The following is a 5,913-nucleotide window of genomic DNA, read 5'->3' as shown; positions in this document are numbered from 1 at the left end:
AGATACAGATATCCTTTGCTCAGACCTCTGGTTAAAACGGAATATGTAGATTTGTTATCTTTAGAAGATATCGCCGCCATGAAAATGATCGCTATTGTTCAAAGGGGCACAAAAAGGGATTTCATAGACGTCTACTATTTGTTAAAAAATATCAGCTTGGAACGATTGTTTGATTTGACACAGGCTAAGTACAAAGTATTTAATAAATATATTGGTCTAAGAGCGCTTGCTTATTTTAATGATGCCGAAAAAGAGAAATCTGGAAGGGGCCGGACTACCTTTGAAAAGATTGATTGGGCAAAAATTAAAAAGAGAATTATAGATATGGTGGATAAATATCGAAAGGAGGAATTACTGGAGCAATGAACAGATTTAAGGGAAAAATCCCCCCATATATAGTCAGATGTTTATGGTCATATAATACGGATAATATTGATATAAAAGCCGATAAAGAATTGATTATTACTCAGGTCTTAAATTACGGGGAGTGGGAAGCTGTAAAGTGGTTATACAAAGTCTATCCAGAGGACGAAATAAAACAGGTGGTCAGACACCCCCGGAGAGGTCTTTGGCTAAGACAGGTTTTGAACTTCTGGTTGACTATGTTTAAAATCAGGTTGCCATATCATGTTAGCGACCGGGCAATATTCCACCTTGAACCGGATATTACCGCGGGCGCTTCAGGAGAAAATCTATCCAAAGATATTTGAAATTTTGGCACGACTATACGCAGTATGTCATTCCGAGCGTAGCGAGGAATCTCAGCTGAGATTGACAATAGGGCGGAGATCCTTCGCTCTGCTCAGGATGACAAAACAATGTTCAACATAAAATGAATAGATTATACGAAGTAGAATCTATATGGATTTTTTCAAGGCCCTTAATGAAAAAGGGTATCTTTTCCTGGGCAAAGCCGAGACTTTAATCGGCCCAGGAAAAATTTGAGGTGATAGATAAGAGATGGAAAATTTATCAGAAGCTGTAAAAAGGAGAGATAAAAATGACGAGGGAAAAAAAAGGCAAGAATGAGTTACGGGAATCAGAAGCCATGTACAAGGCGCTGTTCACCGGCGCCGCAGAGGGAATACTCGTGGCCGACTTGAAGACGAAGCAATTCCGCTATGCCAACCCAGCCCAGTGCAGGATGTTTGGATACACAGAAGAAGAGTTCATGCGGCTAGGCGTAGCGGACATTCATCCCAAAGAGTCCTTGGACCACGTGCTGGCCGAGTTCGAGGCTCAACTTACGGGCGAAAAGACTTTGGCGCCTGATCTTCCGTGCCTGCGCAAAGACGGCACCATATTTTACGCTAACATTAGCGGCACTTTGGTGGTCTTAGATGGCCGTAAGTGTAATGTGGGCTTTTTCACCGACATCACCGAGGGCAAGCGGGCGAAGGAAGCGCTGTGGGAGAGCCAGCAACGATTCCAATGTTTGGTTGAAACGTTGTACGACTGGGTCTGGGCGGTGGATCCCCAGGGACATTACACCTACGTCAGTCCGCGGATTAGAGACATCCTTGGTTATGAATCGGAAGAACTTCTTGGCAAAACACCGTTTGACCTGATGTCGGCGGAGGAAGCACGGCGCGTCTCGAAAATCTTTGGGGCATTGGTAGCGGAACGGAAACCTGTCATTGCTTTGGAAAATATCAACCTCCATAAAGATGGACATCAGGTTGTCCTGGAAACCAGCGGTCTTCCTTTTTATGCCGCCGAGGGGAATTTCAAGGGGTACCGCGGCGTTGACCGCAATATCACTGAGCGTAAGAAAGCACAGACAGAACTTCAGACTATGAATGAGGAGCTCCGTTCAACCAATGAGGAATTAGAGACTTCCAATGAAGAGTTGCAGTCAACCACCGAGGAACTGGAAGCGGCTAATGAGGAAATCAGAACAACCCAGGAAGAATTGGTCCAGAAGGAAAAACTCGCTGCCGTGGGCCAGCTTGCCTCAGGCGTGGGGCATGAGTTGAGAAATCCGCTCGGGGTGATTAAAAATGCGGCTTATTATATAAAAAGCAAGATTGGTGGCGCGGCGGATCCTAAGTTAGCCAAACACCTGGATATTATGGAAAGAGAGATCAATAATTCCAATAAGATAATCTCGGATTTATTGAATTTCTCCAAGACGCGCCTGCCAGAGTTAATACCGGCAGAGATAAACGAGGTTATAGAGGAAACAATCCCAGTGGCCAATATTCCGGAAAATGTCAGGGTAAATCGAAATCTGACTCCAGGATTACCCAAGCCGGCAATTGACAGGGACCAGATCAAGCAGGTGTTTTTGAATCTGATACTCAATGCCTGCCAGGCCATGCCCGAGGGAGGCGAATTAAAAATTTCTTCCCGACTGCATAAAGCCGGTCTTAAAATTGAGGGAAAAGAAAAAGATTGTCTGGAAATAGAATTTGCCGATGCCGGGACAGGCATTGCCCCTGAGAACCTTAAAAAGATGTTTGACCCGTTTTTTACCACCAAAGCCAAAGGTATTGGCCTGGGACTGGCCGTGAGCAAGGGCATAATTGAGAAACACCATGGTGATATTGAAATAAAAAGCGAACCTAATAAAGGGGCAACATTTACAGTTAAATTGGGCATTTGAATGGATAGGAATTTCAAAGTTGCCACAAAACGGACGGCTTGTCATTCCGAACAGAGCGAGGAATCTCTGCCGGCATTGTTAATATGGCGGAGATCCTTCATCCGCCGCGGCGGATTCAGGATGACAGAATAGTCGCCCCATTCTTCGGGGCCTAATTAAATGCTAAGGAATTTCAAAGTTAGTTGGCCATGCGAGAAAAGATGAGGATGCGACCCCAACGGGGTCTCGAACATCATAGCCCAGCGAGAATCGCTGGGTTGGCGGAACATCCGAGCCAAGGAATGCTCCCTGAAGGGGAGCTACATTCTGAGGGAGCCGGGCAGATGTTGCACCCCTACAGGGTGCGGGATGGTTTTCGGAAACACCTTTTGTCCTGGGGTTGCGCCCCAGGCTATGATGTAGCTGCCCTTCAGGCAGCTGAAACAAAACAGTAAAAGTTGTCCCGCTGCGGGGCCTAATTAAAGGAGATGGTATTATGAGCAAGGATGTAAATATATTAATAGTTGATGACCAGGTCGGCATGTTAGAGACCATCACCGATATTTTACAAGATAAGGGCTATAACGTAACTACGGCGGAAGACGGCTATACGGCAATTGATAAGGTGAAAAGGCAATCTTTCGACGTAATCTTTATGGATATCAAAATGCCGGGCATAAATGGGGTGCAGACCTTCCGGGAGATAAAGAAAATTAATCCCAAAACAGCCGTAATCATGATGACGGCCTATTCCGTGGAGGATTTGGTCAAGGAGGCAATTGAAGAAGGCGCTTATACGGTCATATATAAACCTTTTGAAATAGAGCGGGTCGTAGAAACTATCGAAAGAGTTTTAAAGACAATACTGGTCCTGATAGTTGACGACCGATATGAGGACCGGGAGACGCTAAAAGATATTCTGGAGGATAAAGGCTATAAGGTAATCGAAGCGGATAGCGGTTATAAAGCGATAGAGTTGGTAAAGAAAGGCCGGTATAATATTATCCTGCTCGATATCAAAATGCCGGATATTGACGGAGTAAAGACCTTTGAAGAGATTCACAGGATCAACCCCAATATCCCCGTGATTATGATCACTGGTTATTCCGTGGAGGAACTGGTGCAGGAGGCGCTTAATAAAGGCGCCTACGCCTGTATTACTAAACCTTTTGACGTTGAAAAGATCTTAGGCGTGGTGCAAGAGGCCATAAAAAACAAGGCATAATATATGTCGGACATCAGCGAAAAGAAAGCCACCATTTTACTGGTGGATGACGACGCGGGCATGCGGGAGACCTTAAAGGATATCCTGGTTGATAAGGGATATCAGGTAACGATATTCGCTTCCGGCAAAGAAGCGATAAAAGAGATAAGAAAAGGGCTCTTTGATATTGTTATTGTGGATTTGAAACTTCCCGATGTGGGCGGTATCCAGATTCTGGAAGAGGCCAAGGAGGTCAATCCCGAGTCAGCCGTTATTATGATGACAGGTTATGCGAGTCTGGAGTCGGCGGTAGAAGCGTTAAACCGCGGGGCCTTTTCCTACATTATAAAGCCCTTCAATATGGACGAGGTTAAAGTTGTTATAAAGAAGGCCTTGCATCAGATAAAGTTATCTAAAGAGAACCAGAATTTGATTGATGAATTGCAGATCACCCGCCGTAAATTGGAAAAGACCATTAATGAACTGAAAAATGCCAACCAGCAGTTAAGGGCCAAAGAGCAAGCATTGCAAGACAGCAAAAATAAATTCCAGGGTCTGGTCGAAACTTTGCACGACAGAGTCTGGGAAATGGATCCCCAGGGGCATTACACCTACGTTAGCCCGCGGGTTAGAGACTACCTCGGCTACGAACCGGAAGAACTCCTTGGGAAAACGCCGTTTGAATTGATGCCGCCGGAAGAAATGAAACGCGTTGCCCAAATCTTTGGGTCACTGGTAGCGGAAAAGAAATCTGTAATTGCCTTGGAAAACACCAACCTTCACAAAGACGGACATCCGGTAGTTTTGGAAACCAGCGGCCTTCCCTTTTATGATGCCAATGGAAATTTTAAAGGATATCGCGGTGCTGACCGCGATATCACCGAGCGCAAGCAAGCGGATGACAAAATCCGCAAGCTCAATGAAAGCCTGGAACAGCGTGTCAGCGAGCGCACCAGTGAACTGGAAGCGTTTGCCTATTCCATTTCTCATGATCTGCGCGCGCCCCTGCGGGCGATTGACAGCTTTGCCCGCATTATGATCGAAAGTCATAGCGCGCATGTCGGGAGGGAGGGCCACCATTGCCTCCAGGTCATCCAGGACAATTGCCGGCAAATGGACCGCCTGATTCAGGGGTTGCTGACGTTTTCCCGGTTAAGCCGACAGCCGCTGAACAAGCAGAGAGCCGATATCCATGATCTGGTGAATAGTGTTCTAAAAGACTTTCGGGCTGAACGGAAAGAACGTTGCGTCAAAATTATTTTAGGAAATTTGCCGTCCTATGAGGTCGACCCGGTTCTGTTGCGGCAGGTGTTGTTTAATCTGCTCTCGAACGCCTTTAAATTCACGCGCCAGAAGAAGGAGGCGCACATCGAAATAGGTTCTCGGCAGGAAGAAAGCTCCTGCGTGTTTTTTATTAAAGACAATGGCGTGGGGTTTGATATGCGCTATGTCCACAAGCTGTTTAATGTGTTCTCGCGTCTGCATCGTGCCGAAGACTATGAAGGCACCGGTGTGGGGCTGGCTATTGTTCAGCGGATCATCCTGCGGCATGGCGGCCGCGTCTGGATCGAGGCGGCGCCGGATACAGGGGCAACGGTCTATTTTACAATATCAGGGTAAAATAAGGGAGGTGGCTATGACAACGGGCACAGCCGTGGAAATCCTGTTGGTGGAAGACAATCCCTATGATGTGGAATTGACGCTTCGCGCTTTCAAGCAATACAATATTGCCAATAACATTTGTACGGTAAGAGATGGAGCGGAAGCGCTGGAATTTATTTTCTGCACCGGTGCTTATGCCCATCGCGACTTCAGCATCCCGAAACTGATTCTGCTCGATCTGAAACTGCCTAAATTGGACGGTGTGGAAGTCCTCCAGCGGATCAAAGCAGATCCGCGCACCCAACTGATCCCCGTGGTGGCGCTTACTACATCTAATGCGGAGCGCGACGTTCAGGAGTGTTACCGGTTGGGGATCAACAGTTATATTGTCAAGCCACTGGATTTCAAGCAATTTGCCGAGGCCATCCGGCAGGTCGGCCTGTATTGGCTGATCCTGAACCGGATTCCATCGGAGGAGGGAACGGCTCGGGCAATGGTTTAGCGACGGAGGCCCGTCGCCCTC

At 46.8% G+C, this 5,913-nt stretch carries 6 protein-coding genes; all 6 read left to right on the top strand.

The window, feature by feature from the left end:
- Positions 1-366 (top strand): nucleotidyl transferase AbiEii/AbiGii toxin family protein (locus Q7J27_14410; protein ID MDO9530333.1); only part of this gene is annotated, 366 nt, incomplete at its 5' end.
- Entirely contained in the window at positions 363-710 is a 348-nt protein-coding gene (locus Q7J27_14405; protein MDO9530332.1) for a hypothetical protein, read from the top strand. The genes Q7J27_14410 and Q7J27_14405, both read left to right, overlap by 4 nt.
- A gap of 290 nt (positions 711-1,000) precedes the next feature.
- The gene (locus Q7J27_14400; GenBank protein ID MDO9530331.1) at positions 1,001-2,605 is read left to right on the top strand and encodes a PAS domain S-box protein; all 1,605 of its coding nucleotides are present in this window, start codon (positions 1,001-1,003) and stop codon (positions 2,603-2,605) included.
- A gap of 475 nt (positions 2,606-3,080) precedes the next feature.
- The gene (locus Q7J27_14395) at positions 3,081-3,809 is read left to right on the top strand and encodes a response regulator (GenBank protein MDO9530330.1); all 729 of its coding nucleotides are present in this window, start codon (positions 3,081-3,083) and stop codon (positions 3,807-3,809) included.
- 3 nt (positions 3,810-3,812) lie between these two features.
- On the top strand, positions 3,813-5,408 hold the full coding sequence (locus Q7J27_14390) for a response regulator (GenBank protein ID MDO9530329.1): 1,596 nt from the start codon (positions 3,813-3,815) through the stop codon (positions 5,406-5,408).
- A gap of 16 nt (positions 5,409-5,424) precedes the next feature.
- Positions 5,425-5,892 (top strand): response regulator, encoded by a 468-nt coding sequence (locus Q7J27_14385; protein ID MDO9530328.1) that lies wholly within the window; start codon positions 5,425-5,427, stop codon positions 5,890-5,892.
- Positions 5,893-5,913: the final 21 nt, after the last annotated feature.

This window comes from Syntrophales bacterium (genome assembly GCA_030655775.1).
Lineage (GTDB): Bacteria > Desulfobacterota > Syntrophia > Syntrophales > JADFWA01 > JAUSPI01.
The sequence above is the reverse complement of the archived record's forward strand: the minus strand, read 5'-3'. Positions and strand labels throughout refer to the sequence as shown.

Excerpts from the sequence above, each read along its gene's own strand:
- Q7J27_14405 (MDO9530332.1), top strand. The coding sequence starts at position 363 with ATGAACAGATTTAAGGGAAAAATCCCCCCATATATAGTCAGATGTTTA.
- Q7J27_14400 (MDO9530331.1), top strand. The coding sequence starts at position 1,001 with ATGACGAGGGAAAAAAAAGGCAAGAATGAGTTACGGGAATCAGAAGCC.
- Q7J27_14395 (MDO9530330.1), top strand. The coding sequence starts at position 3,081 with ATGAGCAAGGATGTAAATATATTAATAGTTGATGACCAGGTCGGCATG.
- Q7J27_14390 (MDO9530329.1), top strand. The coding sequence starts at position 3,813 with ATGTCGGACATCAGCGAAAAGAAAGCCACCATTTTACTGGTGGATGAC.
- Q7J27_14385 (MDO9530328.1), top strand. The coding sequence starts at position 5,425 with ATGACAACGGGCACAGCCGTGGAAATCCTGTTGGTGGAAGACAATCCC.